Raw genomic sequence first — 26393 nt, forward strand, 5'->3', positions numbered from 1 at the left:
GTCGTCAGCGCAGACGGCAGACGAGCGAAGGGTCGGGACAATAACACTCGTCATCGTCCCACGGCGGGCACGCCTCGCGCGGCGAATCGGCCGCCTGCACGCCGGAAAGCTCGGCGGCCTGTATCGTCGGAATTTGTGTCCAAAGCGCCGCCGAGATCAACCCGGCGCGAATCATCCAGTTCAGTTTCATTTCACACTCCTAAGATGAATGCCCGTTGCGATAAGCAAGGGCGCTCGCAGCAACGCTGCGCGACTCGCGGGCTGCTGCGGATTCAATTTAGGTCGGCGATACGGAAGACGACTTGCAGAAATGCGCTCGCGCCCCCGGAATTGGGAGGACAGCGCAGTGCAACGGAAGGAAGATTCCCCCAGAGATCGGCACACTGTAACCGCGTGCCGATCTCCTCGAGCCAATGAGGGGAGGCCTGGACCCGGAAGACGTTACGACGACGTGATGACGACGTTATGACGACGTCGCGGTCTGTGCTGCCTTCTTCGCCGTGGACGCAGCGTCATGCGGTTGGCCTACGTGGGCATTGCGCGACATCCACAGGGTCAGCAGAACGGCTGCAATGGCGGCCAGTGCAGCGCACAGATACACCTCGGCGTACCCGTAAGCGCCCACGATCAGGCCCGCGACCGGTCCGGTAACGCCCAGTGCGACGTCGAGAAACACGGAGTACGCGCCGAGTGCTGCGCCACGATTCTGCGCGGGTACGAGGTTGACGGCCGCCACGCCCAGCGACGGGAACACAAGCGAGAAGCCCGCGCCCGCCAGCGCCGCACCGAGCAATGCCGTGAAGCCTGTCGGGGCAATGCCCAGCACGATCAGACCGAAGGCTTCCAGCGCGAACGACGCCATCGCAACACGATAGCCGCCAAAGCGCTGAATGCTGCTGCCGAGCAACAGACGCACACCCATGAAGCACAGACCGAACGCCGTCAGTGCCAGCGCCGCGTTGTCCCAGTGATGGCTTGCGTAGTAAAGCGTAATGAACGTCGAGATCGCACCGAAGCCGATCGAGCCCAGCGCCAATCCCATGCCGAACGGCATCACGCGGCCGAGCACCGCACGGAACGCGAGTCGCTCACCGTGAATGACCGGCGTCGCACGCTTCATGCGGGCCAGCAGCAAACCGACGATGCCCGCCAGCGCCACCGCAGCCCCCACAGCCTTGATGCCGTAAGCATTGTTGAGCGCGACACCGAGCGGGGCGCCGAGCGCCAGCGCGCCGTAGGTTGCCACCCCGTTCCAGGAAATCACACGCGCCGTGTGCGACGGCCCGACTTGTCCGATGCCCCACATGATCGCTCCGGTCGACACCCAGCTTTCACCGAAGCCGAGCACGAGGCGTCCGGCGATCAGCGTGAGCAGCGCCAGCCAGGGCACACCGGAGAACACACCGCCCAACGCCACGAGCAAGCCGGACGCGCCACACGCGACCAGACCGCACAGCACGGTGCGCTTCGGACCCCAGGCGTCGGCCGTGCGCCCGGCATACGGACGCGAGAGGAGCGTCGCGAGATACTGGACGCTGATCGCCAGCCCGGCGATCACAGAGCTGTACGCGAGGTCCACGTGCACGAACGACGGCAGCACCGCGAGCGGCAAGCCGATCGTCAGATAGCAGAGGAACGTGAAGAACACGGTGGAGACGATCTGCAACGTCGTGGCGAACTGGCCGTTCGCAGGGCGGGTGTCGGTAGGCATTGCGCAGGGGATCAGGAATCGACGAAACCCCAGGACGCGACCACCCGCGCGACGGGCAAGCATGCGCGCGGGTCATCTCAATCCTAGGGTTTTCCCGGATCATACGCCGTTTCGCCGCTTTTGTGTAAACGCTTAAAAAACGTTGCTGCGGCGACCATTTGCACTTCCTTGCCGCCGTTGCTTGTCGTGCATCGTGCGGGGCTAATCGGCTACAGCCCCGCACGGCAGGCGTTTTGGCGGCATCGGTCGACAGCGTCGAGACAGCATCCAGGCAGCATCGAGACGTCAGCGCCCGACTTCCGCGAGGGATTTCAGGCTCACTGACAACATAGCAAGGTCAGCGTTGCCGACGGCGATCTGGTCGGCCAGCACCCGGTGATAACGGGCGAGCGCTTCGGTATGCGTCTGCTGCCACGCGGCGACGAGTCGGGCGGCCGGACTCTGGTCGACAGCCTCCGTTGCGGCAGTTGCATCGTTCCCCATCCCGCTGTCCAGCACGCTCGCCGTCAGACGTCGGCGCAATACCGACAACTCCTCGAGCAACGTCGCCCGCGCGAGACGCTGCCAGTGCGTTTGCATCGGCAGGCCGAGCACGCCTGTCTGCAACCAGCCGTAGCCCAGCGGCGCGTCGAGCGCGAAGTACACCTGCGCCGTGAGCGACGGCTCGCGGCCGCTGGTACTCGCGACCTCGGCAATGTCGAGCAACGCCACGCGTGCGCCGACGCCTGCCGCCGTCTGCGCGAGCAGCGGCGGCACACCGGCGTCGATCATGGTCTGGCAGCGCGTGCGGGCTTCATCCGCCGCCTCGCCGCTCACCAGCGTGTCGAGCGTAGGCAGAATCGGATCGAGCACACTGCGCAGGCGCTCGACCGTCTGCGGCACGTCGGTCAGCCGTCGACGCACGAACCACAGCGTGGCCTGCTCGTGCCACTGCGCGATCGCCGCGAAGAGCGACGCCTGCGTCTCGTGCGACACCCGCGCGTCCAGCGCATCGATGTCTAGCCACAACGCGTCGAGTCCATATACGCCGCGCGCCGCGAGACTGGCACGTACGACATCCGCAGGCTCCGCGCCGGTCTCTTCGCTCAGCCGGTGCACGAACGTCACCCCGGCCCGGTTGACGAGCGCATTGGCGTGCATCGTCGCGAGGATTTCCCGTTTGAGGGGATGACGCAGCATCGCCGCGCCACAGCGACTTGCCAGCGGCGTCGGGAAGTAGGACGGCAGTCCGTCGGCTACGAATTCGGCGTCCGGCAGATCGCTGGCCAGCAGCAAGTCGTAGAGCCACATCTTGCTGTACGCCATGAGGACGGCGCGCTCCGGCGAGGTCAGCCCGGTGCCCGCCGCGCGACGCGCATCGAGGGCTTCGTCGTCCGGCAGGAACTCGATGGCGCGCGCAAGGCGCTGCGCGCGTTCCAGATACCGCATGAAGCGGGCGTCCCCATCGAGCGCCGCCGCCGAGCGCAGCCGCCCGAGCGACAACGCCTGCGTTTGCAGATAGTTGTCGCGCAACACAAGCGAGCCCACTTCTTCCGTCATCTCCGCGAGCAGCGTATTGCGCTGCTTGAGCGTCATTTCGCCATCGGTGACGACGAGGCCCAGCAGAATCTTGATATTGACCTCGTGGTCCGAGCAGTCGACACCTGCCGAGTTATCGATGGCGTCGGTGTTGATACGACCGCCGTGCTGGGCGTACTCGATGCGTCCGAGCTGCGTCAGCCCGAGGTTGCCCCCTCGGCCACGACCTTGCAGCGCAACTCCGCGCCGTTCACGCGCAGCCCGTCGTTCGCACGGTCGCCCACTTGCGCATGCGTTTCGGTGCTCGCCTTCACATAAGTGCCGATGCCGCCGTTGTAGAGCAGATCGACGGGCGCGCTCAGCAGCGCGCGCAGCAGATCGTTCGGCGCCATCTCGATGGCTTCGGTGCCGAGCCACTCGCGCACCTCCGGCGAGAGCGCAATCGCTTTCGCCGTGCGCGGGAAGATGCCGCCCCCTTTGGAAATCAGCTTCGTGTCGTAGTCCGCCCAACTGGAGCGCGGCAACTGGAACAGACGCTCGCGCTCGGCAAACGAGGTCGCGGCATCCGGTGTGGGATCGAGGAAGATGTGACGGTGATCGAACGCCGCCACGAGCCGGATATGTTTCGAGAGCAACATGCCGTTGCCGAACACGTCGCCCGACATGTCGCCGATGCCCACCACCGTGAAGTCCTGCGTCTGCGTATCGACGCCCATCTCGCTGAAGTGCCGCTTGACGGACTCCCACGCGCCACGCGCCGTGATGGCCATCTTTTTGTGGTCGTAACCGACGGAGCCGCCCGAGGCGAACGCGTCGCCCAACCAGAAGCCGTACTCTGCGGAGATAGCATTCGCATAGTCGGAGAACGTGGCCGTGCCCTTGTCGGCGGCCACCACGAGATACGGATCGTCGCCATCGATGCGGACGGTTTGCGGCGGCGGCACGAGTTGTCCGTCGACGTAGTTGTCCGTCAGATCGAGCAGCCCGCGCAGGAATGTCTGATAGCACGCCACGCCCTCGGCGAGGTAGGCGTCCCGGTCACCCGGCGACGGCGGCTGCTTGACCACGAAGCCCCCCTTCGACCCCACCGGCACGATCACCGTGTTCTTGACCATCTGCGCCTTCACCAGCCCCAGCACTTCGGTGCGGAAGTCTTCGCGGCGGTCCGACCAGCGCAGGCCGCCGCGCGCAACGCGTCCACCGCGCAGGTGCACGCCCTCCACGCGCGGCGAATACACCCAGATCTCGAACATCGGCTTCGGCTCGGGCAGCCCCGGCACCTTCGATGGGTCGAACTTGAATGACAGGTACGCCTTCTGCGCGCCCACACCACTCCCACCACTCCCACCACTCCCGTCCTGCGCCGTCTGGAAATAGTTGGTCCGCAGTGTGGCTTCGAGAACCCCAAGGAACTGACGCAGGATGCGGTCTTCGTCGAGATTGGGGACGTCTTCCAGTGCCGTATGGATTTGCGTACGCAATTGCTCGGCACGCGACTCGCGGACGTCCGCACTCAACGAGGGGTCGAAGCGCGCAAGGAACAGACGGACGAGCATGCCCGCAATCGACGGGTTACCCGTCAGCGCGTTCTCGATATAGGCATTGCTGAAGGTCGATCCGACCTGGCGAATGTACTTTGCGTACGCCCGCAGAATGCGCACCTCGCGCCACGTCAGGCCAGCTTGCAGCACAAGACGGTTGAGGTCGTCGTTTTCGACGTCGCCGGCCCAGATGCGGGCGAAGGCGTCTTCGAAGCGCGCGCGGGCGTGCTCCAGATCGACGTCCGCCCCGTCGAGACTCGTCATGCCGAAGTCGTGCATCCACACAACGCCGGTGTCGGACGGCTCGATCCGGTAGGGCCGCTCGTCATTTACCTGGACACCGAGGTGTTCGAGCATCGGCAGGCTGCGTGAGAGCGCGATGGGCTCGCCCGCCTGATAGATCTTGAAGCGCAGGGTGCCGGGCCCGGCCTCCAGCGGGCGATACAGTTGCATGGCGAGCGGCGTGGCACCCGAGCTACCGGAAGGCGTAGCTTGCGCCGTCGGCGGTGCCGCGTTCAGTAGCGGCTCGATCAGCTCCACGTCGCGCACGGCCACGCGCGCAGCGTAATCCTCCCGATACCCCGCAGGAAACGCCAGTGCGTAGCGTCGCCACGCGCGCGTGCCGCGTTCTTCGCCCAGCTGCTCGCGCAGCGCGTCGGAGAGATCGTCCTGCCAGCGGCGCGTGGTCTCGACGATGCGGGCTTCCAGTTCGTTGACGTCGACTTCCGGCACATGCCCCGGCTCGGTTCGCACGGTGATCTGAATGCGCGCGAGCATCGACTCGGAGAGTTGCGGCGTGAACTCGACGCCGGTGCCGTGATACGCCGCCAGCAGCAGGTTCTGCACCCGCACACGGAGATCGGTGTTGAATTTCTCGCGTGGCACGAACACAAGGCACGACACGTAGCGGTCGAAGCGATCGCGTCGTACGAAGAGCCGCGTGCGCTGGCGCTCCTGCAAGCGCAGAATCCCGAGCGCGATGTCGGCGAGTTGCTCGACGTCGATCTGGAACAGTTCGTCGCGCGGATATTGTTCGAGGATGGTCGCGAGCGTCTTGGCCAGATGGCCGTTGGGCAGGAACCCCGCACGTCGGATCACTTCGGCGACTTTACGGCGCACCAGCGGAATTTCGTCGGCCGGCACCATATAGACGGTCGAGGTGTACAGCCCCAGAAAACGCCGTTCGCCGCACACCTTGCCCTGCGTGTCGAAACGCTTTACGCCCACGTAATCGAGATAGCCGGGGCGGTGAACGCTGGCGCGCGAGTTGGCCTTCGTCAGAAAGATCGGGGCACTGGCCTGCACGATACCGATGGCCCCGGGCGACAGGCGCGTGACGTCGGGCGTGCTGGCGTCGCGGCGCGATTCGCGCAGCACGCCGAGGCCGGTGCCCGGCACGCCTTGCAGGTAGTGCTCGCCGTCGCGCTCGACCAGTTCGTAATCGCGATAACCGAGGAAGGTGAAGTGACGCGCGAGCATCCAGTCCAGAAACGCCTGCGCTTCGTCGATCTCTGTGCGCTCCTGCGCCGCTATGCCTTGCTGCGCGGCGCGCTCGGTCAGGGATTCGATGGCCGCATGTGCGGCGGCCTGCATGGCGCGCCAGTCGTCCACGGCCGCGCGCACGTCCCCGAGCACGCGTTGCAGCCCGTCGGCCAGCGCCTGAATGCGCTCCGGCTCGGAGAACCGGTCGACTTCGATGTGGATATACGATTCGAAGCGGCTGCGCTCGCCTTCCCTGTTTTCTTCCTTGCCTTCTTCCTTACCCGCCGGACTGCTGCCGGGCACGACGCTCAGCCGCTTGCCCGCCGCGTCGCGCCGGACGCGATAGACCGGATGGAACGCCGAATGCAGCGCCAGTCCCTGCCGGTTGACCTCCATCGTCACCGAATCGACGAGGAACGGCATGTCGTCGTTGACGATTTCGACGACCGTGTGGCTGCAATGCCAGCCGTGCTGATCGAGCGTGGGGTTGTAGATACGGATGCGCGGTTCGCCGGAGACGAACTTCTGGCCGAGTTGCCAGTGCGCCATCGCCGCGCCATAAAGATCGGCGACACTGCGCGAGAAGACATCCTCGGCGTCGGCCAGACCGTAATACTGCTGGACGAAAGGCTCGAAGAGCGCCGCCACTTCGGGCGCACGTTCGCGGGCCATCGCGACGACTTCCGCCATGTGCTGGCGGACCTTCTCTTCCGGATTCGCGGGCATGGGCACCTCTGCGGGATTGGACGAGACTTCGACCGGCGAACGAAGGATAAGTCACCGGCCATTTGCTGGCGTGTGGACAGGCAAGGCCATGCTACGCCCGGCGGCCCCGGGCTGGCAACGGCGTGATTCCCGAGTTCGGGTATGCTGAGCCGGTCTGCCCGAGCCATCCGATCCACCCGAAGCCGCCGACGCCACCGACGCCACCGACGCCGCCGACACCACCGGTATAATCGCGCATGAACTCAAAAGCCACCGATTCGCGCGCTGACAGCGCCCCCGCCATTCCCTTCTCGAGCCTGCCGCTCTCGCCTGCCATGCAGGAGAACCTCGCACGGCTCGGTTACGCCTCGATGACGCCCATCCAGCAGGCGTCGCTCCCCGACATGCTGGCCGGCCACGACATCATCGCGCAGGCCAAGACCGGTAGCGGCAAGACCGCCGCCTTCTCGCTGGGCCTGCTCCAGCGAGTCGACGCCCGCGATTTCGCCGTGCAGGCCGCCGTGCTATGCCCCACGCGCGAGCTCGCCGAGCAAGTCGCCCAGGAAGTCCGCCGTATCGCGCGCGCCGAGGACAATATCAAGGTCCTGACGCTGTGCGGCGGCTCGCCGATCCGTCCGCAGGCGGAAAGCCTCGCGCACGGCGCCCACGTGATCGTGGGCACGCCGGGCCGCATCATGGACCACCTCGATCGCGGCACGCTCTCGCTGACCGGCATCAAGACGCTGGTGCTCGACGAAGCCGACCGCATGCTCGACATGGGCTTCTTCGACGACATCGCCGCCGTCGCGCGACAAACGCCCGCGTCGCGCCAGACGTTGCTCTTCTCGGCGACGTACCCCGAAGGCATCGGCAAGCTCGCCCAGCGTTTTTTGAAGACGCCGCGCGAGATTCGTCTGGCAGAAAAGCATGACGCCAGCAAGATTCGCCAGCGCTTTTATGAAGTGCGCGACGAAGAACGTCTGCACGCCGTGGGGCAGTTGCTCGACCACTTCCGCCCGGTCAGCACGATTGCGTTCTGCAACACCCGCGCGCAATGCAACGACCTGACCGACGTGCTGCGCGCCGAGGGCTTCCATGCGCTGACCCTGCACGGCGATCTGGAACAACGCGAACGCGACATGGTGCTGATCCAGTTCGCCAACCGCAGTTGCTCCGTGCTGGTGGCAACCGACGTGGCCGCACGCGGTCTGGACATCGCGCAGCTCGAAGCCGTCATCAACGTGGACGTGACGCCCGACCCCGAGGTCTACGTGCACCGCATTGGCCGCACGGGCCGTGCCGACGAAGACGGCTGGGCGTTCAGCCTGGCGACGATGGACGAGATGGGTCGCGTGGGCAATATCGAAGCCGCGATGGGCGTGGAAGTCCAGTGGCACAAACTCTCGGAGCTTACGCCGACGGGCAGCGGACACCTGCTGCCGCCGATGGTGACGATCCAGATGCTGGGCGGCAAGAAGGACAAGATCCGTCCGGGCGACGTGCTCGGCGCGCTGACCGGTGAGGCCGGCTTTGCCGCCACGCAGATCGGCAAGATCAACGTGCTCGAAAACTTCACGTATATTGCCGTAGACCGGGACATCGCCCCGGTGGCGCTGCGCAAGTTGTCCGATGGCCGTGTGAAGGGCCGCAAGGTCAAGGCAAGATTCCTGCAGGATTAATTTTCGGATCCATCCCCTGAGCGCGACGCGCCACGAGGAGATTGCAATGAGGTCGATGCGTACCCTGTTGTGCTTCCCGGCGGCGCGGCGTCTGGCGCTCATTCTGCTGGCGGCCGGTGGACTGACCTGGCTGGTCGCTTGCAGCACCAAGGGCGTGGCGCCCAACCCGACCCTCACCGAAGACACGCTCGACGAGTACGCGCTCGTCATCGTCGGCCTCGACACGCCGCTGCAAAGCACCTGGGGGCCGTGGTCCTACTCGGACTTCAATCAGACGGTCAACGGCATCATCGGCGGCAAGATCACCCGTACACTCAACAGCAATCCGCGTACGCGCGGGTACATCGCCATGCGCGTCTCGCCGCTCATGCGCAACGAGCGCTTCGGCCCGATGGAGTTCACCCCGGCGGACAACAGCTATCGCTTTCGCTATTGCAAGGGGCGCAAAGTGCCGACGGTGCGCGTCAACCGTGGCGACGTCGTCTACGCGGGCACGCTGATCCTCGACAATCACGACGGCAAGATCTGGCTGCGTACCGAATTCGACATGGCAGGCGCACGACGCTTCGTGCAGGCGAACTATCCGTCGCTGGCCGACAAACTCCAGCCCCAACCGTTTACCTATTACGAAGTGAAAAGCGAGCCGAGTTGCCGCTGAGCGTCGGCATCGGCATTGGCATCGACGTCAGCGCGTCAGCCCTATTGCGCCGCGTCTGCCGGCGTCAGCACGATCTCGCGCCCTTCGCATAACGCTTCGGCACGCTCGCTGAGTTCGTTGGCGACGTCCGCCAGATGACGCCGTAGCGTGTCTGCGAGCACCGACTCCGGCTCGTGTGCGGGGCGCAGCATCTCGACAGGAAACTCGATGGCCGGCGCGACGCGATACAAACGCTGCGCCTGCACATGCGCACTCGCCGCCGTGAACTGATCGAGCAGCGCGTACCCCAGACCATGCTCGACGAGCGCCGCCGCGAGGGAATACGTCTGCACCATCACTTCGGCGTCCTGCAGCAGTTCCGTCTGATCGAGACGTTCGTTGATCAGCGCGCCGAGCGGCGTATCGTCGTGCAGCTTGATGAGATCGCGCCCGGCGAGTGCGTCGGCGCTCGCTGGCCCGCGCCGCGAGAGCTTCGGCCACGCGGCGGGCACGGCCAGCACGATGTGCCCCTGCGCCACGGGACGGCTCACGATACCGGCCGCCATCGGCGGCGCAGAAACGATGCCGACATCCACCGACGATGTGAGAATCGCGGTGATGGTCTCGTTCGTATGATGGGTGATCAGTTCGAAGACGACGTCGGGATGCGCACGTCGCATGCGTTCGATAGCAGCGGGCAGCAGACTCTGCGCGAGACTCGGCGTGACCGCGATGCGCAGGTGCCCCACGCCGTGCTGACGCAGATTGCGCGACGTGGTGCGCAAGCGCTCCAGATCGCTGAAGATCCGCTCGACGTCGGGATACAGACGACGCGCTTCGGCCGTGGGCACGAGACGGCCTTTCACCCGATCGAACAACTTGAAGCCGAGTTGCTGCTCCGCGTGCTGCAACACGCGGGAGACGACCGGTTGCGATACGTTGAGCAATTGCGCCGCGCCGCTGGCCGACCCCGTCAGCACGACTGCGCGAAACGTCTCGATATGCCGCAATTTCATGCCTGACGTCGTCTCCGTGTCCCGCCCGCCTGCGCGCTCGCGCGGCCGACCCTATAGCCAAAAGACATATGCTGCCTCAAAACCGCATAGGTTAGCGAATTTTCTCCCTCTACACTGCGTAGCAAAGGCGGTGCGCAAGACCTGCCACGAGGCGCTCGCCACGTGTCGCAATTTTTTCCCACCTTGCTTTCCATCAGCTTTTCGTCGTTATCTATCGTCATGCACATTGGAGTTATCGGAGCGGGCATCGTCGGCCTCGCCAGCGCATATCAGTTGCTTCGTGCAGGCCACGAAGTCACCGTTATCGACGCGGCACGCGACGGCGGTCTGGGGACCAGCTTCGCCAACGGCGGTCAGTTGAGCTACGGCTATGTGTCGCCCCTCGCCGCCCCCGGTGTGCTCTCTCAACTGCCCTCGCTGCTGTTCTCCAGCACCGGGCCGTTGCGGATCAAGCCGTCGCTCGATCCGGATTTCTGGCGCTGGTCGCTGGCCTTCGTCAAACATTGCAACACGCAGGCGAACGCCAGCTCCACGCTGCGACTGCTCTCGCTCGGGCTGCATAGCCGCGAGGTGATGCTGGAGTTTCTGGCGCAGGAGGCAGGAACGTTCGACTACCGCCTGAGCGGCAAGCTAGTCGTGTATCGCGACGCGAGCAAGCTCGCAGCCGCCGAGCGCTCGCTGGAAATGGCCAATGGCCTGGGCTACACGCAACGGCGTGTCGATGCGGCGACTTGCGTCACGCTGGAACCGGCGCTGAGCAAGGTCGCGGGTGAGTTGGTCGGCGGCATCCACACGCCGGGCGAAGGCACCGGCGACTGCCAGATGCTGTGTAAGGAACTCATGCGTCTGATCGGCACTCATGAGCGCGGCACGCTGCTGTTCGAGCGCGAAGTGACGGGATTCGACGTGCGCGGCAACACCGTTCGCGCCATTCGCACACGCGCTGGCGACCTCCCGGTCGATGCCTGCGTCGTCGCCAATGGGCTGGCCGCCGTGCCGCTGCTGCGCGCGGTGGGCGAGCCGGTGTCGATGTATCCGCTCAAGGGCTACAGCCTGACGTATCTCGGCGCACCGGCAGACGCCCGCCCGCAGGTCTCCGTCACGGACGCGGACAACAAGGTGGTCTACGCGAGCCTTGGCGAGCATCTGCGCGTCGCCGGGATCGCCGATCTGGTGGGCTACGACTACCGCATCGCCAAACATCGTATCGATGCGCTGCGCACGCTCTCGACCGGGTTGTTCCCGTCGTTGCACGGCACGCCCGCGCCGCTGGAATGGACCGGCATGCGTCCGTCCACGCCGCACGGCCGACCGGTGCTCGGTCGCGCGGACAAGGTCGGCAATCTGTGGCTGAACGTCGGCCACGGCGCACTGGGTTTTACGTTGTCGATGGGGGCTGCACGCGCCATCGCCGACGCCATCGACGGCAAGCGTCCCGCCGTCGATCTTGCAGGGTTTGCCCGTCTGGCTGCGTGAGCGATGAGGCTGGACCATAGCGTGCCAGCCGGATAACACGTTCTTGCGCCTGTACGCTGCGGCATCACTCCCACGGGGACCGATGGGGGAAGTATCGGGTTGTATCTGTGTTTTCGGTGTTTCCGATGTTTTAGGCTTTTGACATTCCAACGGCACGGACCACCGTGCCACCACTTCCGATAGGACAAGAGACCATGAAGAAGCTGTTTGCTCCCCTGCTGCTCGTCAGCGCTGCCGCCGCCCTGTTCGCGCACACCGCGAGCGCACAGGAACTCACTGGCACGCTCAGGAAGATCAAGGACAACGGCGTGATCGCCCTCGGCGTGCGCGAATCGTCGATTCCGTTCTCGTACTCGGACAACAGCGGCAAGACGATCGGCTACTCGCAGGAAATCGCGCTCAAGATCGTCGACGCGATCAAGAAAGACCTGAACATGCCGAATCTGAAGGTCACCGAAACGCCGATCACGTCGCAAAACCGGATCGCGCTGATGCAAAACGGCACGATCGACCTGGAATGCGGCTCGACCACCCACACGCTGGAGCGCGCCAAGCAAGTCGGCTTCTCGCACAACATCTTCCTGTACTCGATCAAGATGATCGCCAAGACGGGCTCGGGCATCACCGACCTGAACAGCTTGAAGGGCAAGACCATCGCGACGACGGCCGGCACCACGGCTGACCGCATTCTGTCGGGCAAGAAAGGCGAAATCGGCTTCAACCTGATCCAGACGAAGGAACACTCGGACGGCTTCCTGACCGTCAAGCAAGGCCGCGCACTGGCGTTCGTCATGGACGAGCCGCTGCTCTACGGTCAGCGTGCCGCCCTGTCGGCCGACGAAGCGAAGGGCTACGAAATTGTCGGCCCGAACCTCCAGTTCGAAAACTACGCCTGCATGACGCGCATTAACGATCTCGCGTTCACCAAGGTCGTGAACACGGTCATCGCAGACATGGAAAAGTCCGGCGAAATGACGAAGCTCTACGACAAGTGGTTCACGCAGCCCGTGCCGCCGAAGGGTCAGAACATGAACTACCCGATGACGGCCGAAATGCGCGCCATGTTCAAGGATCCGATCACGAAGGCTTACGACTGATCCTGACGGATTGTCCGTTGTGCGGGGACCACGGTCCCTGCACTTCGCGATCCCGTTTTCTGCAGTTCCCGCAGATTCACCACCATCATGAACTCGCACGCCACGCTCGGCATTCTCGGCGGTATGGGCCCCGCCGCCGGTATCGACCTCTGCCGCAAGATCGTCGATCAACATCCGGCTAACCGCGATCAGGATCACATCCCGTTCATCCTGTATTCGGTGCCACAGATCCCCGACCGGACCGAAGCCCTGCTGCGCGACGGCGCCTCGCCGCTCGACGGCATGCTCGACGGCGTGCATGCGCTGGAGCAATCGGGCGTCGGCTGCATCGCCATCGCGTGCAATACCGCCCATGCGTGGCTCGACGCGCTGCGTCATCGCACCCGTCTGCCGGTGCTCGACGTGGTCGAAGCCGTCGCTGGCGAACTGTCCACGTGTGTCGCCCCCGACGCGCCCATCGGCCTGATGGCCACAGAAGGCACCCATCACGCCAACGTCTACCGCCCACGGCTCGAAGCGCTGGGATACCGCTTTGTCTCGGCGAGCGATCCGCTTGCGCACCAGACGCTCGTGAACGAAGGCATCCGGCTCACCAAGGCCGGGGACATTCGTCGCGGCGGTGAGGCGCTTGCAATGGCGATGGAGCAACTGCTGGCGGCCGGCGCGCAACGCGTGGTTCTCGGCTGCACCGAAATCCCGGTGGCGCTTGCCACGTGTGAAACGCCGCTCGGACGATTTGGGCTGGACGCGTCCGCAGCACTCGCCCGCGCGTGCATTGCCTGGTCGCTCGCGCATGAGACGCAGGCGCACGTCTGACTCGACTTCGACGGCGCGCGCGCCGTCTCCCGATCCCCGATCCCCGATCCCCGATTCTCAATTTTCCGGCGCGACTCTCACGCGCCGCGAATTCATGGCACAGCGAAGCCCTGCGGGGCTTGTGCGGCTGTTGCGATGTTGCATCGCAATGATAAAAATCCACGATTGCGGTGCCCTCAACTCGCTCGCGCTTGGGTAGACTGGCGCACGCAGGACGATTGCGCCGGGGTTGCACCGGCGGCATGGAGGTGAACCGGGGGGACGATTCGGGTTTCACGTAGACCGAACGCCACCGGCCTTGCCGGAAAAATTCCGATCGTTTTGTAGGAAAAAATCCAACACGGGAATTCGGGCGGAAAGCGGCGTGAAACGGGGGTAAAACGGGGGGGTAAAACGCGGGTTGAAGCCATCAAAATCGCTGGCGTCTTTAGCTATAATGGCCCACAATCCACCGGACACCCGCCGGACCGACGTCCGGCCATGAGCGCGTTTGCCTGAACGGGGAAGCACATGAGCGGCAACGCGCTCGACGTGATGCATGTACAGACAACAACAATGAGTTCAGATCGACTCCCAGCCGGTGTGCCTTTGGTCGAACCTTCGACCCTGGCCTCGGCAATCGCCGAGGCCAATGCCACGGCGCCGGCCCCGGCATTGTCCCGGGCGCTGGTCGAGCTGACCGGCGGACTATCGGCACACGTGGGCGCCGATGGCCGTTTCCTTTTCATTGCCGAAGCCTCCCTGCGTCTGCTTGAGTACTCTCGCGAGTACATCGACCACGCCACGCTCTTCGAGCTGACCGGCATCGAAGACGTTCCCCTGCTTCAGAACGCCTTTTCCGCTGCCCAGACCCTCGGCCCTCAACAGTGCACCGTGCGCCTGCTGCGTGGCCTGACCGACCGGGTCTGGATGCGTCTGCGCATCGCCCAGTACACACCCCGCATCGCGGGTGCGAGCGCATCGTTCCTCGTGCACGGCGAAGACATCACCGCGTTCAAGGAAAACGAAGCGCGGCTGTCCGATTTAGCGGTGCGCGATGCGGTGACCGGGCTCGGGAATCGTCAATATATTCAGCAGTGCATCGTAGAGACGATCCAGCATGCGCGCGAAGGTGGTCCGAACTTCGCCGTCGCCCTGCTCGACCTCGACGGCTTCAAGAAGGTCAACGACTCGCTCGGCCACGACGTGGGCGACCAGTTGCTGCGCGATGCAGGTCAACGTCTGATCGCACAGATTCGCGAGACGGATATGGCCGCGCGCATGGGCGGCGACGAGTTCGTGCTGGTGCTGCCCGGCTGCGATAACGAACAGGCGCTCGGCGGCATCATGAAGCGACTGCTCTCGGCGGTGCAACAACCGTTCCAGGTCGGCGATCAGTTGCTGCACCTGACCACCAGCATCGGTGTTTCGTTCTACCCGCAACACGGCGACTCGGCCGGCCTGCTCATCAAGCACGCCGACGCTGCCATGTATTGCGCCAAGGATCGCGGTCGCAACGGCCTGTTCGTCTACACGGACGATCTGGGCGACTTGCACCGCAAGGCGTTTTCGCTGGAATCGGCGATGTTCGAGGCCATTCACAACGGTGAATTCAGCCTGCATTACCAGCCGATCTGCGACCCGATTTCGCTGAACGTGAAAGGTGTCGAAGCGCTGATGCGCTGGCATCCGGCGCTCGGTCCGGTCTCGCCCGCCGAGTTCATTCCGCTGGCCGAAGCCAACGGTCTGATCAACTTGCTGGGCGGCTGGGCATTGCGCGCCGCGTGCATGCAGCTCGCGCGCTGGGATCGCACCCGGCTCGACGGGATCTACATGTCCGTGAACGTCTCGGCACAACAGTTTCACCATCCGTCTTTCCCGAGCCTCGTGTGGCAGGCCATTGCCGACTCCGGCGTGGAAGGTCACCGCCTTGTACTCGAAATTACCGAAAGCGTGCTGATGCGCGACCCGGAACAAGCCAATCTGGTTCTGCGCGAGTTGCAGACGCTGGGCGTGCGCTTTGCTGTCGACGACTTCGGTGCAGGCTATTCGAGTCTGGGCTACCTCAAGCGTTTCCCACTCTCCGCGCTCAAGATCGACCGCAGTTTCGTCAAAGACATGCCCACGTCACCGAACGACCGTACGATTGTGACGGCCGTTCTGGGACTGGCCCGCGAGCTGGGTCTGTCGGCGGTGGCCGAAGGGGTCGAGACGGAAGAACAACGGCAGATGCTGATCGATCGCGGCTGCCATTCCATCCAGGGCTGGCTGGTATCGAAGGCCCTGCCTGCGGGCGAACTGGAGGCGGCCTTTGCGAGCGGGCGCCTCAACGTGGATGCCGGCCACTGACCGGACAACCCCGCTACCATGAGCCTTACCAAAGAAAAAACGCTCGAATTGTTGTGGCAGCGCATGGCCGAGCGCGGCGACTTCCCGTCGCTGCAACGCTCGGTCACGGGCATCGTGTCTGCCATGCAAAGCGAGAACACCAGTACGGCCGACCTCGCGTCGTCCGTGCTCTCGGATTTCGCCCTGACCCAGAAAGTGATTCGTCTGGCCAACTCCGCCATGTATGCGCCGTTCGGCTGCAATGTGACGACGGTCTCGCGCGCGATCATGATTCTGGGCGTCGACACGATCGGGCACCTCGCACTGAGCCTGAAGCTGCTCGAAGGTTTCGGCGAAGTCGCCGCACGCCGCGACGACATGGCGCGCGAACTGGCGCGTGCCACGTTGGCGGGCGCTTTCGCACGCGACATCACGTCCAAGAACGGGATTCGCGACGGTGAAGAAGCCGTCGTCTGCACGTTGCTGCATCACGTGGCGCGCCTGCTGGTGACGTATTGCTTCGCGAACGAATGGGTCGAGATTCAGGACATCGCCGTTCAGCAGGGCGTGAGCGACAGCGATGCCTGCGAGCAGGTGCTCGGTATCTCGTTCCCCGAACTGGCTGAGGCTGCGGCCCGTAAGTGGGGCCTGCCGGAGTCGATTGCGACCAGCATGCGTCCGATCGATCTCGAAGGCGATGCCCCGCTCTCGCACGCCGACTGGCTGTGCGCCGTGGCGAACATGTCCAACGAGATGGTGACGGAACTGACGCGCGGCGCGGATCCGGCACGTCTGGCCGAGCTCGCCGAGCGTTATGCCGACCGTCTGGCGCTGGACATCCGTGAGGTCGTGTCGGTCGGTGAAGAGATGGCGCGCGACACGAGCCATCAGGAATTCATCGCCATCAGCACGGGCGCATCGAATACGCGTCAGCCCCCGGCGGGCAAGCCACTCGATTCGGTCCGACGGTTGGCCGACGGGCTTTCCGAAGTGCGCGCCGCCACCGGCGAGACCGATGCCGTAGGCCTGCTCAACCTGACGCTCGAAGCGATTCTCCAGTCGCTCGGCTTCGTGAACTGCGCGGCCTTCGTGCGTTCGCCCGCGAGCAAGGTCTTCGAGATGCGTTTCGGCATTGGTCGCGAGGTACAGCCGTTGCTGGGCCTGACCTTCCCCGAAGCGTTCGAGCCGGACGTCTTCCATCTCGCGCTGACCAACGGTCGGGCGATCCTGATCGACAATGCCCGCGAGCCGCGCATCGTCCCTCGCATTCCGCTGTGGCATCGCCAGCATTTCTCGAACGTGAAATCGTTCTTCCTGCTGCCGGTTCGCCAGCGGAACCAGACCGTGGCGCTGCTCTACGGCGACTGGGGTGGTGCACTGTGCGCGGGCGGCATCGGCGCGAAGGAAATGGAGTTCCTGCATTACATGGGGGAGGAAATTTCCAGCAAGCTCGAAAGCGTGGCGCAGCAAAACACCGCGAGCGGCACGAATACCACCGACTCGCTCGCTCGCAAACCGTCGGGCACCGCCGGGCGCTGACACGCTTCACGACACCGGACAGCCTCACCAACGCCCGCCTGACACTTGTCGGCGGGCGTTTCACTTACACCTTCGCTTTCTTCCCCGGTCCGGCACGCGTCACAGGCACCATGATGCCGACGGAGTGATCGACGGCTTCGATGTTTGGGACGTCGTCGCCGTCTCCAGTGTCTCGGCGTTTCATACGTCAGACGCAATCTTTGGTATTGCGAATCCGATATGTGCCGAGACGTCCGTCCAGTGGCGTCCTCGCGGCACAGGACATTTTGCATACGGGCGGTTACCTGCGCGCCGATGTCATCGTCGCCTCCGACCACCCGCGTCGCCCTTGCCGTACAAGGCTTTCACACACCCGAACGTCGCTGCAAGCACTCAGGCGTACCATGTCGCCAGACCGCAGTTTTTCTGCACGACTGCGCGTCGGTCACGGGTCGTGTGTCGCCCGTCGTGAGACCGGGGGTTTTTTGACGCGACTCGCTGCGCCCCGGTAAAAAATTTACGCTCGGTTTCGCCAAGCCAATCAATTCGTACCGTCGGACCAGGAGAAGACATGACGCAATCTGCTGCTGCACCGGTACATCCGGTCGACGAGCGCCTGCCGCTCCCCCAGTTGTTCACGCTGGGATTGCAACACGTGCTGGTGATGTATGCGGGGGCCGTCGCAGTACCGCTGATCATCGGCGGCGCCCTCAAGATGTCGGTCGATCAGATTGCGTTTCTCATCAACGCCGACCTGTTTGCGTGCGGGATCGCCACGCTGATTCAGACGCTTGGCCTGTGGATCTTCGGTCTGCGTCTGCCGATCATGATGGGGGTGACGTTTACGGCCGTCACGCCGATGATCGCCATCGGCACGAATCCCGAGCTCGGCTTGCTCGACATTTACGGTGCGACGATTGCCGCCGGGATCATCGGCATTCTGATTGCCCCCTACATCGGCAAGTTATTGCGGCTGTTCCCGCCGGTGGTGACAGGCACCGTGATTACGGTGATCGGCATTTCGCTCATGGGCGTAGGCATCAATTGGGCGGCCGGCGGCTTCGGCAACCCGGACTTCGGTAATCCGCTGTATCTGGGCGTGTCGTTTGCGGTGCTGCTCTGCATCCTGTTCATCACGAAATACGCGCGGGGCTTCTTCTCCAACATCGCGGTGCTGCTGGGAATTCTGTTCGGCACGATGGTGGCGATTGCGCTGGGCAAGGTGTCGTTTGCGGGGGTGTCGGAAGCGCCGTGGTTCGGCTTCGTGATGCCGTTCCATTTTGGCGTGCCGCGCTTCGATCCGATCGCCATCGCGACGATGACGCTGGTGATGCTCGTGACGTTCATCGAGTCGACCGGCATGTTCCTTGCCGTGGGCGACATCGTGGGGCGTCCGGTCGATCAGAAGACGCTGGTGCGCGGCTTGCGTGTCGACGGCCTCGGCACCGTGATCGGCGGCATCTTCAACACGTTCCCGTACACCTCGTTTTCACAGAACGTAGGGCTGGTCGGCGTGACGGGCGTGAAGAGTCGCTGGGTATGCGCGATGGGCGGGTTGATTCTGATCGTACTGGGATTGTTTCCGAAGGCGGCGCACGTGGTGGCGTCGGTGCCGCAATTCGTGCTGGGTGGCGCGGGTATCGTGATGTTCGGCATGGTGACGGCCACGGGCATCAAGATTTTGTCGACGGTGGATCTGTCGAAGAATCGCTACAACCTGTACATCATTGCGATCAGTATCGGTGTGGGGATGATTCCCGTGGCATCGGACAAGTTCTTCATGAAGCTGCCGCACGCGCTCGCCCCGTTCTTCCATAGCGGCATTCTGCTCGCATCGATCAGCGCGGTTCTGCTCAATGCCCACTTCAACGGTCTGCGCAGCGAAGAGGAAGCGAACGCGCTCGCGCAGGAAGCGTGGAAACAGGCCGACGCGGGTTGAGCGTAGGCGTTGGTACTTACGCCGCGATAAGCAGCTCGCGTGCCCTGCGTTTGATTTTCTTCAATACGTCGGCCATATCGGCTCGGGCTATTTCGGCGTCGTATTGATTCTGCAGATTGAGCCAGCTCTGTGCGTCGACGCCGAAGAACGCGCCCAGGCGCAGCGCCGTATCGACCGTAATTGCCCGCTTTCCGAGCACGATCTCGTTGATTCGGCGCGGGGGCACATCCATTGCCTTGGCCAGCGCATATTGAGAAATGCCCATCGGGCTCAGCCAATCCTGAGCGAGAATCTCGCCGGGCGTCGCCAGTCGTACTTGTCGGGTCATGAACGGCCTCCGTGGATCTTTAGCGGGATTAGCAGAAATATCGGAACGCGCCCACGTTCGCGATCAGTGGTAGTCCACGATCTCAACGTCAAACGCGGTGCCTGCTTCGAAGCGAAAGCACAAACGCCACTGATCGTTGATACGAATGCTGTATTGCCCTAGTCGCTTTCCACGCAAGGCTTCGAGCCGGTTGCCCGGTGGCACACGCAAGAATCCAAGTGTCATGGCTGCATGCAATTGCTGCAGTTTTCGCATAGCGACCGTTTCGACAGCACGCCAGCGCATCACCCGATGTCCACTGAACAGCAGCGCCGTATCTCTGCATTTAAATCTTCGATCACAGATAGTAACGCAACGCGTTATTAACGCGTGGCGCCAATGGTAAAGCGAGGCGCCGTTCACGTCAAATGAAGATGGCGGAAGTCCACGCGTGGCTTGGGGGGCCGAAGCCATGCCATGCTATCGAAATCCCGCTAGTGAAAGTTCCGACTCGAGATCGTGAGTTCGCCGAGCATCGGCGAGAGATCGATCAGGCGATGTGCCACCAGATGTGTGACTCGCTCCTCGCGCTGCCACACGCCTTCCACCCCCAGCAACGACGAGGCCAGCAACTCCTTGCGCTGCGCTTCTACCAGATCGGGCCAGACGATCACGTTAATCACGCCCGTCTCATCTTCCAGCGACACGAAGACCGTGCCATTGGCGGTGCCCGGCCGCTGGCGTCCTGTGACGATGCCGACGGTGCGTACACGTCGTCCATGCACGCCCTCGGACTGCAACTCCTTTGCCGTGCGGACCCGCATCTTGTTCAGCTTTTCGCGCAACAGCATCAGCGGGTGGCGCCGAAGCGTCAGCCCCGTACTCGCGTAATCGGCCACGATGTCCTGCCCCTCGGGCATCGGCGGCAGCGCCACCTGCTCGTCCGTGCTGCCTGGCGCGGCGTCGCGCAAGGCGGTTGCACCCAACAGTGGCGTGGGCGGCTGCCACGCCGCGACCGTCCAGCGTGCCTGACGACGTCCGCCCAACAACGCCGACAGTGCATCGGCGGCAGCCAGCGCATCAAGGTCGCGGCGCGATAATGCGGCTCGGGCGGTGAGGTCGTCGATATCGGTGAAGAGCCGTCGACGTCGCGCATCTTCGATGGCTTGCGCCCCCTCAGCCGATAAGCCCTTGACCAGCGACAAGCCCAATCGCACCGCCGGACGGCGTGCCTCCCCATACCGGGTGATCCTGACTTCAGGACGTGACTCGACATCGCTCACGCACACGTCCACCGCCCGCACTTCGACACGATGCCGACGCGCATCCTGCACCAGTTGCGAGGCCGAATAAAACCCCATCGGTAAACTATTGAGCAAACCGCACAGGAACATCTCGGGCGCGTGGCACTTGAGCCACGCACTTGCGTAGGCGAGCAACGCGAAGCTCGCTGCGTGGCTCTCGGGAAATCCGTACTCGCCAAAGCCTTCGATCTGTCGACAAATAGCCTCGGCAAACTCAAGCGGGTAACCGTTCTTCAGCATGCCGTCAATGATGCGCGTCTGGAATTTTTCGAGACCGCCTTTGCGTTTCCAGGCGGCCATCGAACGACGCAGTTCATCGGCATCGCCTGCCGTGAAGTCGGCGGCGATCATCGCGATCTGCATCACTTGTTCCTGAAAGATCGGCACGCCCAGCGTGCGTTGCAGCGCGGGTTTGATAGCGTCGCACGGATAGTCCACTTCTTCGGGTTTCAGCTTGCGTCGTTTCAGGTACGGGTGCACCATGCCGCCCTGAATCGGGCCGGGACGCACGATCGCGACCTGCACGACAAGATCGTAGAACTTGACCGGCTTCAGACGCGGCAACATGCTCATCTGGGCCCGCGACTCGATCTGGAATACGCCCACGGTATCTGCGCGACGGATCATGCCGTACGTTGCGGGATCGTCGCGTGGAATGTCCGCGAGCTCCATCGGTGCGCCACGCCATTCGCCCAGCATATCGAGCGTGCGGCGCAATGCGCTCAGCATGCCGAGCGCCAGCACGTCGACCTTGAGCAACTTGAGCGTCTCGATGTCGTCCTTGTCCCATTGGATGACGTAGCGATTCTCCATTGCCGCCGGCGCAATCGGCACGAGCCGGGACAGCCGGTCGCGAGAGATCACGAAGCCGCCCACGTGTTGTGACAGATGCCGGGGAAAACCGATGAGACGGGCCACCAGATCGGCCCATAACTGCGTTGTCGGTGCGTCGGGCGATAAGCCCTGCGCGGCCATGCGCGCGAGCAGGTTCTCTTTTCCGTCCCACCACTGCTGACTCTGCGCCACCTGTTCGACAATCGACAGATCGATGCCCAACGCACGGCCGGTATCGCGCACCGCACTGCGCATGCGATAAGTGATGACCGTCGCCGCCAGCGCCGCTCGGTCGTTGCCATACTTCCGATAGATGTACTGGATGACCTCTTCGCGCCGCTGGTGTTCGAAGTCCACGTCGATATCGGGGGGCTCATTACGTTCCTTCGAGAGGAAACGCCCGAACAACACCTCGGTCTCGTCGGGATTCACTGCCGTGATACCCAGGCAATAACACACCGCCGAGTTGGCTGCGGAACCCCGGCCCTGGCAAAGGATTTTCTGGCTTCGGGCATAGCTCACGATGTCGTACACCGTCAGGAAATACGGCTCGTACTCAAGCTCCCGGATAAGTTCCAGCTCCTTCTTCAGAAGACCCCGCACCTTTTCCGGCACCCCTGCTGGATAGCGTCGCGCGGCCCCCGCCTCGACTTCCCGATGCAGATACGACTCCGGCGCATGCCCCGTCGGCACCAACTCTTCCGGATACTCATAACGCAAGTTCAGCAACTCGAAATGGCACCGTGAAGCAATGACGGCTGTCTCGGCGAGCGCCTCTTTCGGATAAAGCCATGCAAGCCGCAATCGCGTACGCAAATGCTGCTCGGCATTCGAGCTCAGGGCGAGTCCGCACGCCTGCACCGGTTTGCTCAGTCCGATGGCGGTTAGCGTGTCCTGCAACGGCTTGCGAGAGCGCACATGCATGAGCACATGCCCTGTGGCGACAAGAGGCACGTTGCACTCGGCGCAGATCAGGCGAAGACGCGCCAGATGCATCTCGTCATCCGCGCGATGACGGCGCTCCAACGCTAGCCACACGCGCCCTTCACCAAACGTTTGCGCGGCCCACCGGGTTTGCGCCAGCGTACGTTCGGCGCTTGCATCGGGATCCGGCACGATGATGATCAGACAGCCTCGCAACCCGCGTAGGTGGGCGTGTTTCGCGTCCGGTGCGCTGAAGTCCCTTGCGTGAAGACGATAGCTGCGATTGGGGCCGCGCATACGGCCGAGCGTAATCATCTCGGACAGATTGCCGTAGCCCTCGCGATGCTGGGCAAGCGCGACGAGATGCACGGTGCCCAGCGCGTCGAGATCATTGGGGCCCGGAAGACGCGCGTCGCCCCCCGCCCGCCAGGGCAACCCGGTCTGCGTCGGCACAAACGCAGTGGCGGCAGTGGCGGTAGTCCTCGCCGACGTTGCAGACAAAGCTCCCGATGCCGATGCTTGCAGCGCAGTCCCTTCGGGCGTCAACCGGAATTCGCTCCCCACGATCAACGACACCGACTTATGCTTGGCCGCTTCCGCGCGCGCGCGAACGACACCGGCGACCGAACACTCATCGGTAATAGCCAACGCGGTGTAGCCCAGATGCGCCGCGCGAGCGATCAACTCCTCGGGGTGCGACGCCCCGCGCTGAAACGAGAAGTTCGACAGGCAATGCAATTCGGCGTACGCGGGCAGCCCCCCCTCGTTATCCTCGCGCAGATCGGAGGGCGAGGCCTCCGGCGTGTCTGCGCCGTCGTCGTTGGCGGCGCCGCCATCAACCGCCCCTTGCCACGAGAAGAAATCGTCGAAATTCATAAGACTGCGTCCCCATTCATCTCAACCGAACAGGCCATGCAAATACCAGGCAGCGTCTGCCCCTTTCACGGGACGCTCCCGAAACACCCACAGCAACGCTCCCGTCGTGTCCGCTGCGATGAAGTAGTCGCGCGTGACCGTGCCCGGCTCCCACCAGCCCGCCTCGATACGCTCCGGGCCACTCACCAGTTGCAACGGCCCGTGCCGCCACGGACGCTCCTGCTGCAGGCTGAGTCGCTGGGGCGTGTCGAGCAGCCACGCCGGACGCGGCGGCAGTGCGCTCACGGTGTCCGGCAGATGACGATTCGACGCAGACGTCGCCCCTGCCTCCGCACTCACACCCGCATTCACGCCCACATTCACGGCATAAGGCACGCTCACGAACGCTGCCTCGGGACGATGATCCCCCCGCACCTGCAAACGCCGCACGTGCTCATCTCCCAGACGCGCCGCGACGCGCTCCATCAATTGCACGAAATCCTGCCGCTCGCGCCCCGGCTCGGGCAGCAGCGAACCGCTTTGCGGGACATGCTGCGCCGTCTGCGTGACGTCGAGCCGCAATGTCAGCACCGGTGCGACCAACGCAGAGCGCGCCAGCCGCTCCTTGCAGAGCGACAGCAAGTGCGCCGGTGCGGCGCTCGCTTCGGCCAGACAGATGTCGAAACGCGTCGGTGCCACTGTCTCCCGGCCAAGCGCCTCGTGTTCGAGAATCAGCGTCAACGCCTGCGTAGCCAGTTGCCCGGCGGCGAGCCATCCCGTCAACTGCGCGAGCAGACGGCGCAAGCCGAACAACAAGACTTCGACGTCGTGCGTGAGCGACGGCAATGGCAGCACGGCCTCGAAATGCGGCGGCGCGCGATACCACGTCGGCGCTTCCGGCGCTTCGCCGTAGGCGCGCGCAAGCGATGCGGGCAGCGCAGCACCGCAGCGACGTCTCACGCCCGGCGACGGCAGCGCACGCAATTCGCCCAACGTCGCACAACCGATCTGGGCGAGCCAGTCGAGCCACGGCTGCGCTTCGGGCAGCAACGCCACCGGGAGCGGGTCGAGTTGCGCCGGTAGCGCCGTCAATGGCGGCGGCAGCAGTGGCTCGGGAGGCCGCGGCGACGAGGATGACGACGCCGCCGACGACAGCGATAGCACCGCGCCGGACGTCACCGGCACGATTGAGCGACGCGACGCACGTGACTTCATCGCTGCCTGCATGTGCTGAGACGTCGGCGCATGAGGATCGACGTATGTCGGCACGGCCTGCGCGGCGCGTGCGAGCAGCGCTGCTGCGCTGGCCGTCGCGGCAATACCCAGCGACGCCCGGTGCCCGAGCGCACCGGCACTTTCCAGCACCTGTGCCGCCAACGACGCCAATCCACCAAACAGACGCAAACTCGGCGCGACGTCGATCAACACACACTGCGGCGCGGCAATCGCTACATCGGGACCGAAACGCAACAACGCCAGCGCCAGCGCTTCAAGCGCGAGCGTCTCGGCGGCTTCGTCCCGGTCGTGAAACCGCGCCTGTGGCAAGAGCGCGAGAACACCGCCGCGACGCATGCCCGGTTGCACACCCGCCGCCTGCGCCGCCTCGCTCGCCTGCCAGACACGCGACTGCACCAGCACGACCGTCGTGTCGGTTTGCGCGTCCCCCGCCTCCACCGTCCCCGCCAGCCCGTCAGCCCGTATGCGCGACGGGAGTGAGGTGAGCGGCGAGGCGATCTCGAGCGACAGACAGGGCAGATGCAGGGCGATCCAGCAGGCCATGCGAGACTCCGGAAGCAGAAACAAAAGACACCGTAGACGGCACGGGCGAAGGGGCCGGATCCGGCTGGGCATGGAGCGGCGTTTCGTCGTCTGCGCCCCTGGTCAGCGATTGGGGCGCCTGCGTATAGGGCGCAGGCAACGTCAGCCAGAGCGGTTCGGACCGAGGCGGTCCACGACGCTTATGAAACTGCACGCCAAGGCGGCTCTCCTCTGCGACGACCAGTCCCAACCGTAATGGCGCTGCGGATGCGCTCGACACGGCCGTCGGTGGACGCATCACCCAGGTCAGTGTTTCACCACCGCCAGCAGCCACTTGAAGCCGCCGAAGCTGCTCGGGTGTCGCGGCCGGCAGCCAGGTCAACACCGCCCCGCAGCACGCACTCCTGAGCGCCTGCTCGGCGCACCACAGCATGTCGCGATCCTCGGGCCTCATCCCCTGCCCCCCGCTCAGCCCACCCGCCCCGCGTCGCACCCGGGAGGTACGCGTTTGCCGGGACACCGAGGACGCTGTATAAGCCGGACGCATCACCACGCTCAGCCACCGCAGATCGATGCCCCATCCCGCCAGCGCCGGGGCATAGGGCAGCATCGGCGGTGCAATCACCATCACCGGCTTTCCCGCCTGTGTCAGATCGCGCAACGCCGGTGCCAGCAAACGCCATTCACCGATGCCCGGACGATCGCTCAGCAGTTCCGTCACCGCGCCATGCGGCCACCCCGCGCCTGGCAGCTCGGCGTCGAGTGCGGCGTAACCGGTGGTATGGCCCGCGCGATGGCAATGCGCCAGCTCACTGGCACGCCATAGCCCGGCAGGCAGAGGGGAGGAAAGCGGCAGGGTCATCATGCGCCTGAATACTGTATGAATATACAGTATAGCAGTTCATTTACCGTCGACGGCATCTTCAGGGGTGGACCGTCACACTGATCTCGCTTGCAGGCGAACGTCGG

The 26393-nt window shown here is 64.2% G+C and carries 16 protein-coding genes and 1 pseudogene; 8 read left to right on the forward strand and 9 right to left on the reverse strand.

Annotated elements, in window-relative coordinates; all coding sequences use genetic code 11:
* Positions 1 to 4: 4 nt before the first annotated feature.
* From MB84_RS16860 to MB84_RS16870, 3 genes and pseudogenes are all read right to left on the reverse strand, one after another.
* Positions 5 to 190: a hypothetical protein gene (locus tag MB84_RS16860; protein ID WP_046292594.1), complete on the reverse strand. Its 186-nt coding sequence runs from the start codon at positions 188 to 190 to the stop codon at positions 5 to 7.
* Positions 191 to 463: 273 nt separating this feature from the next.
* Positions 464 to 1711, reverse strand: a complete 1248-nt coding sequence (locus tag MB84_RS16865) for an MFS transporter (protein WP_046292595.1) — start codon at positions 1709 to 1711, stop codon at positions 464 to 466.
* A 285-nt stretch (positions 1712 to 1996) separates the two neighbouring features.
* Positions 1997 to 6978, reverse strand: a pseudogene (locus MB84_RS16870) (NAD-glutamate dehydrogenase).
* 236 nt (positions 6979 to 7214) lie between these two features.
* Between MB84_RS16870 and dbpA the strand changes: the two are divergent.
* Positions 7215 to 8636, forward strand: coding sequence for an ATP-dependent RNA helicase DbpA (dbpA, locus tag MB84_RS16875; protein ID WP_046292596.1), 1422 nt, complete (start codon positions 7215 to 7217; stop codon positions 8634 to 8636).
* A 55-nt stretch (positions 8637 to 8691) separates the two neighbouring features.
* Complete coding sequence (locus MB84_RS16880) at positions 8692 to 9294, forward strand: hypothetical protein (RefSeq protein ID WP_046292597.1); 603 nt, start codon at positions 8692 to 8694, stop codon at positions 9292 to 9294.
* 41 nt (positions 9295 to 9335) lie between these two features.
* Here the strand turns inward: MB84_RS16880 and MB84_RS16885 are convergent, their stop codons facing one another.
* On the reverse strand, positions 9336 to 10289 hold the full coding sequence (locus tag MB84_RS16885; RefSeq protein WP_046292598.1) for a LysR family transcriptional regulator: 954 nt from the start codon (positions 10287 to 10289) through the stop codon (positions 9336 to 9338).
* A gap of 219 nt (positions 10290 to 10508) precedes the next feature.
* On the opposite strand from MB84_RS16885, the gene MB84_RS16890 reads away from it, so the two are divergent.
* The 6 genes from MB84_RS16890 to MB84_RS16915 all read left to right on the forward strand — a co-directional run bounded on the left by MB84_RS16890 (position 10509) and on the right by MB84_RS16915 (position 19442).
* Positions 10509 to 11765: a D-amino acid dehydrogenase gene (locus MB84_RS16890; protein ID WP_046292599.1), complete on the forward strand. Its 1257-nt coding sequence runs from the start codon at positions 10509 to 10511 to the stop codon at positions 11763 to 11765.
* Positions 11766 to 11959: 194 nt separating this feature from the next.
* The gene (locus tag MB84_RS16895; RefSeq protein WP_046292600.1) at positions 11960 to 12862 is read left to right on the forward strand and encodes a transporter substrate-binding domain-containing protein; all 903 of its coding nucleotides are present in this window, start codon (positions 11960 to 11962) and stop codon (positions 12860 to 12862) included.
* An 87-nt stretch (positions 12863 to 12949) separates the two neighbouring features.
* Complete coding sequence (gene cuyB, locus MB84_RS16900; RefSeq protein WP_046292601.1) at positions 12950 to 13678, forward strand: cysteate racemase; 729 nt, start codon at positions 12950 to 12952, stop codon at positions 13676 to 13678.
* Positions 13679 to 14266: 588 nt separating this feature from the next.
* A complete protein-coding gene (locus MB84_RS16905) occupies positions 14267 to 16006 on the forward strand; it encodes a putative bifunctional diguanylate cyclase/phosphodiesterase (RefSeq protein WP_052652489.1) in 1740 nt (579 codons plus the stop codon).
* 18 nt (positions 16007 to 16024) lie between these two features.
* Positions 16025 to 17524, forward strand: coding sequence for an HDOD domain-containing protein (locus tag MB84_RS16910; RefSeq protein WP_065225797.1), 1500 nt, complete (start codon positions 16025 to 16027; stop codon positions 17522 to 17524).
* A 550-nt stretch (positions 17525 to 18074) separates the two neighbouring features.
* Positions 18075 to 19442, forward strand: coding sequence for a nucleobase:cation symporter-2 family protein (locus MB84_RS16915; protein ID WP_046292602.1), 1368 nt, complete (start codon positions 18075 to 18077; stop codon positions 19440 to 19442).
* Between the two features lie 16 nt (positions 19443 to 19458).
* Here the strand turns inward: MB84_RS16915 and MB84_RS16920 are convergent, their stop codons facing one another.
* The 5 genes from MB84_RS16920 to MB84_RS30550 form a co-directional block, all read right to left on the reverse strand.
* Positions 19459 to 19770: a HigA family addiction module antitoxin gene (locus tag MB84_RS16920; protein ID WP_046292603.1), complete on the reverse strand. Its 312-nt coding sequence runs from the start codon at positions 19768 to 19770 to the stop codon at positions 19459 to 19461.
* 63 nt (positions 19771 to 19833) lie between these two features.
* The gene (locus MB84_RS31040; protein ID WP_046292604.1) at positions 19834 to 20055 is read right to left on the reverse strand and encodes a type II toxin-antitoxin system RelE/ParE family toxin; all 222 of its coding nucleotides are present in this window, start codon (positions 20053 to 20055) and stop codon (positions 19834 to 19836) included.
* Between the two features lie 188 nt (positions 20056 to 20243).
* Positions 20244 to 23567 carry an error-prone DNA polymerase gene (locus MB84_RS16930; RefSeq protein ID WP_046293913.1) on the reverse strand — a complete coding sequence of 1108 codons (3324 nt, stop codon included), beginning with the start codon at positions 23565 to 23567 and terminating at the stop codon, positions 20244 to 20246.
* Positions 23568 to 23708: 141 nt separating this feature from the next.
* The gene (locus MB84_RS16935) at positions 23709 to 25445 is read right to left on the reverse strand and encodes a Y-family DNA polymerase (protein ID WP_046292605.1); all 1737 of its coding nucleotides are present in this window, start codon (positions 25443 to 25445) and stop codon (positions 23709 to 23711) included.
* Entirely contained in the window at positions 25357 to 26289 is a 933-nt protein-coding gene (locus tag MB84_RS30550) for a hypothetical protein (RefSeq protein WP_052652493.1), read from the reverse strand. Before MB84_RS30550 ends, MB84_RS16935 begins: the two co-directional genes overlap by 89 nt.
* Between the last annotated feature and the right edge of the window lie 104 nt (positions 26290 to 26393).

It is taken from the genome of Pandoraea oxalativorans, assembly GCF_000972785.3.
GTDB classification, from domain to species: Bacteria; Pseudomonadota; Gammaproteobacteria; order Burkholderiales; family Burkholderiaceae; genus Pandoraea; species Pandoraea oxalativorans.

Excerpts from the sequence above, each read along its gene's own strand:
- MB84_RS16880 (WP_046292597.1), top strand. The coding sequence starts at position 8,692 with ATGCGTACCCTGTTGTGCTTCCCGGCGGCGCGGCGTCTGGCGCTCATT.
- cuyB (WP_046292601.1), top strand. The coding sequence starts at position 12,950 with ATGAACTCGCACGCCACGCTCGGCATTCTCGGCGGTATGGGCCCCGCC.
- MB84_RS31040 (WP_046292604.1), bottom strand. The coding sequence starts at position 20,055 with ATGCGCTGGCGTGCTGTCGAAACGGTCGCTATGCGAAAACTGCAGCAA.
- MB84_RS16860 (WP_046292594.1), bottom strand. The coding sequence starts at position 190 with ATGAAACTGAACTGGATGATTCGCGCCGGGTTGATCTCGGCGGCGCTT.
- MB84_RS16920 (WP_046292603.1), bottom strand. The coding sequence starts at position 19,770 with ATGACCCGACAAGTACGACTGGCGACGCCCGGCGAGATTCTCGCTCAG.
- dbpA (WP_046292596.1), top strand. The coding sequence starts at position 7,215 with ATGAACTCAAAAGCCACCGATTCGCGCGCTGACAGCGCCCCCGCCATT.
- MB84_RS16935 (WP_046292605.1), bottom strand. The coding sequence starts at position 25,445 with ATGGCCTGCTGGATCGCCCTGCATCTGCCCTGTCTGTCGCTCGAGATC.
- MB84_RS16895 (WP_046292600.1), top strand. The coding sequence starts at position 11,960 with ATGAAGAAGCTGTTTGCTCCCCTGCTGCTCGTCAGCGCTGCCGCCGCC.
- MB84_RS16890 (WP_046292599.1), top strand. The coding sequence starts at position 10,509 with ATGCACATTGGAGTTATCGGAGCGGGCATCGTCGGCCTCGCCAGCGCA.
- MB84_RS16885 (WP_046292598.1), bottom strand. The coding sequence starts at position 10,289 with ATGAAATTGCGGCATATCGAGACGTTTCGCGCAGTCGTGCTGACGGGG.
- MB84_RS16865 (WP_046292595.1), bottom strand. The coding sequence starts at position 1,711 with ATGCCTACCGACACCCGCCCTGCGAACGGCCAGTTCGCCACGACGTTG.
- MB84_RS30550 (WP_052652493.1), bottom strand. The coding sequence starts at position 26,289 with ATGATGACCCTGCCGCTTTCCTCCCCTCTGCCTGCCGGGCTATGGCGT.
- MB84_RS16910 (WP_065225797.1), top strand. The coding sequence starts at position 16,025 with ATGAGCCTTACCAAAGAAAAAACGCTCGAATTGTTGTGGCAGCGCATG.
- MB84_RS16915 (WP_046292602.1), top strand. The coding sequence starts at position 18,075 with ATGACGCAATCTGCTGCTGCACCGGTACATCCGGTCGACGAGCGCCTG.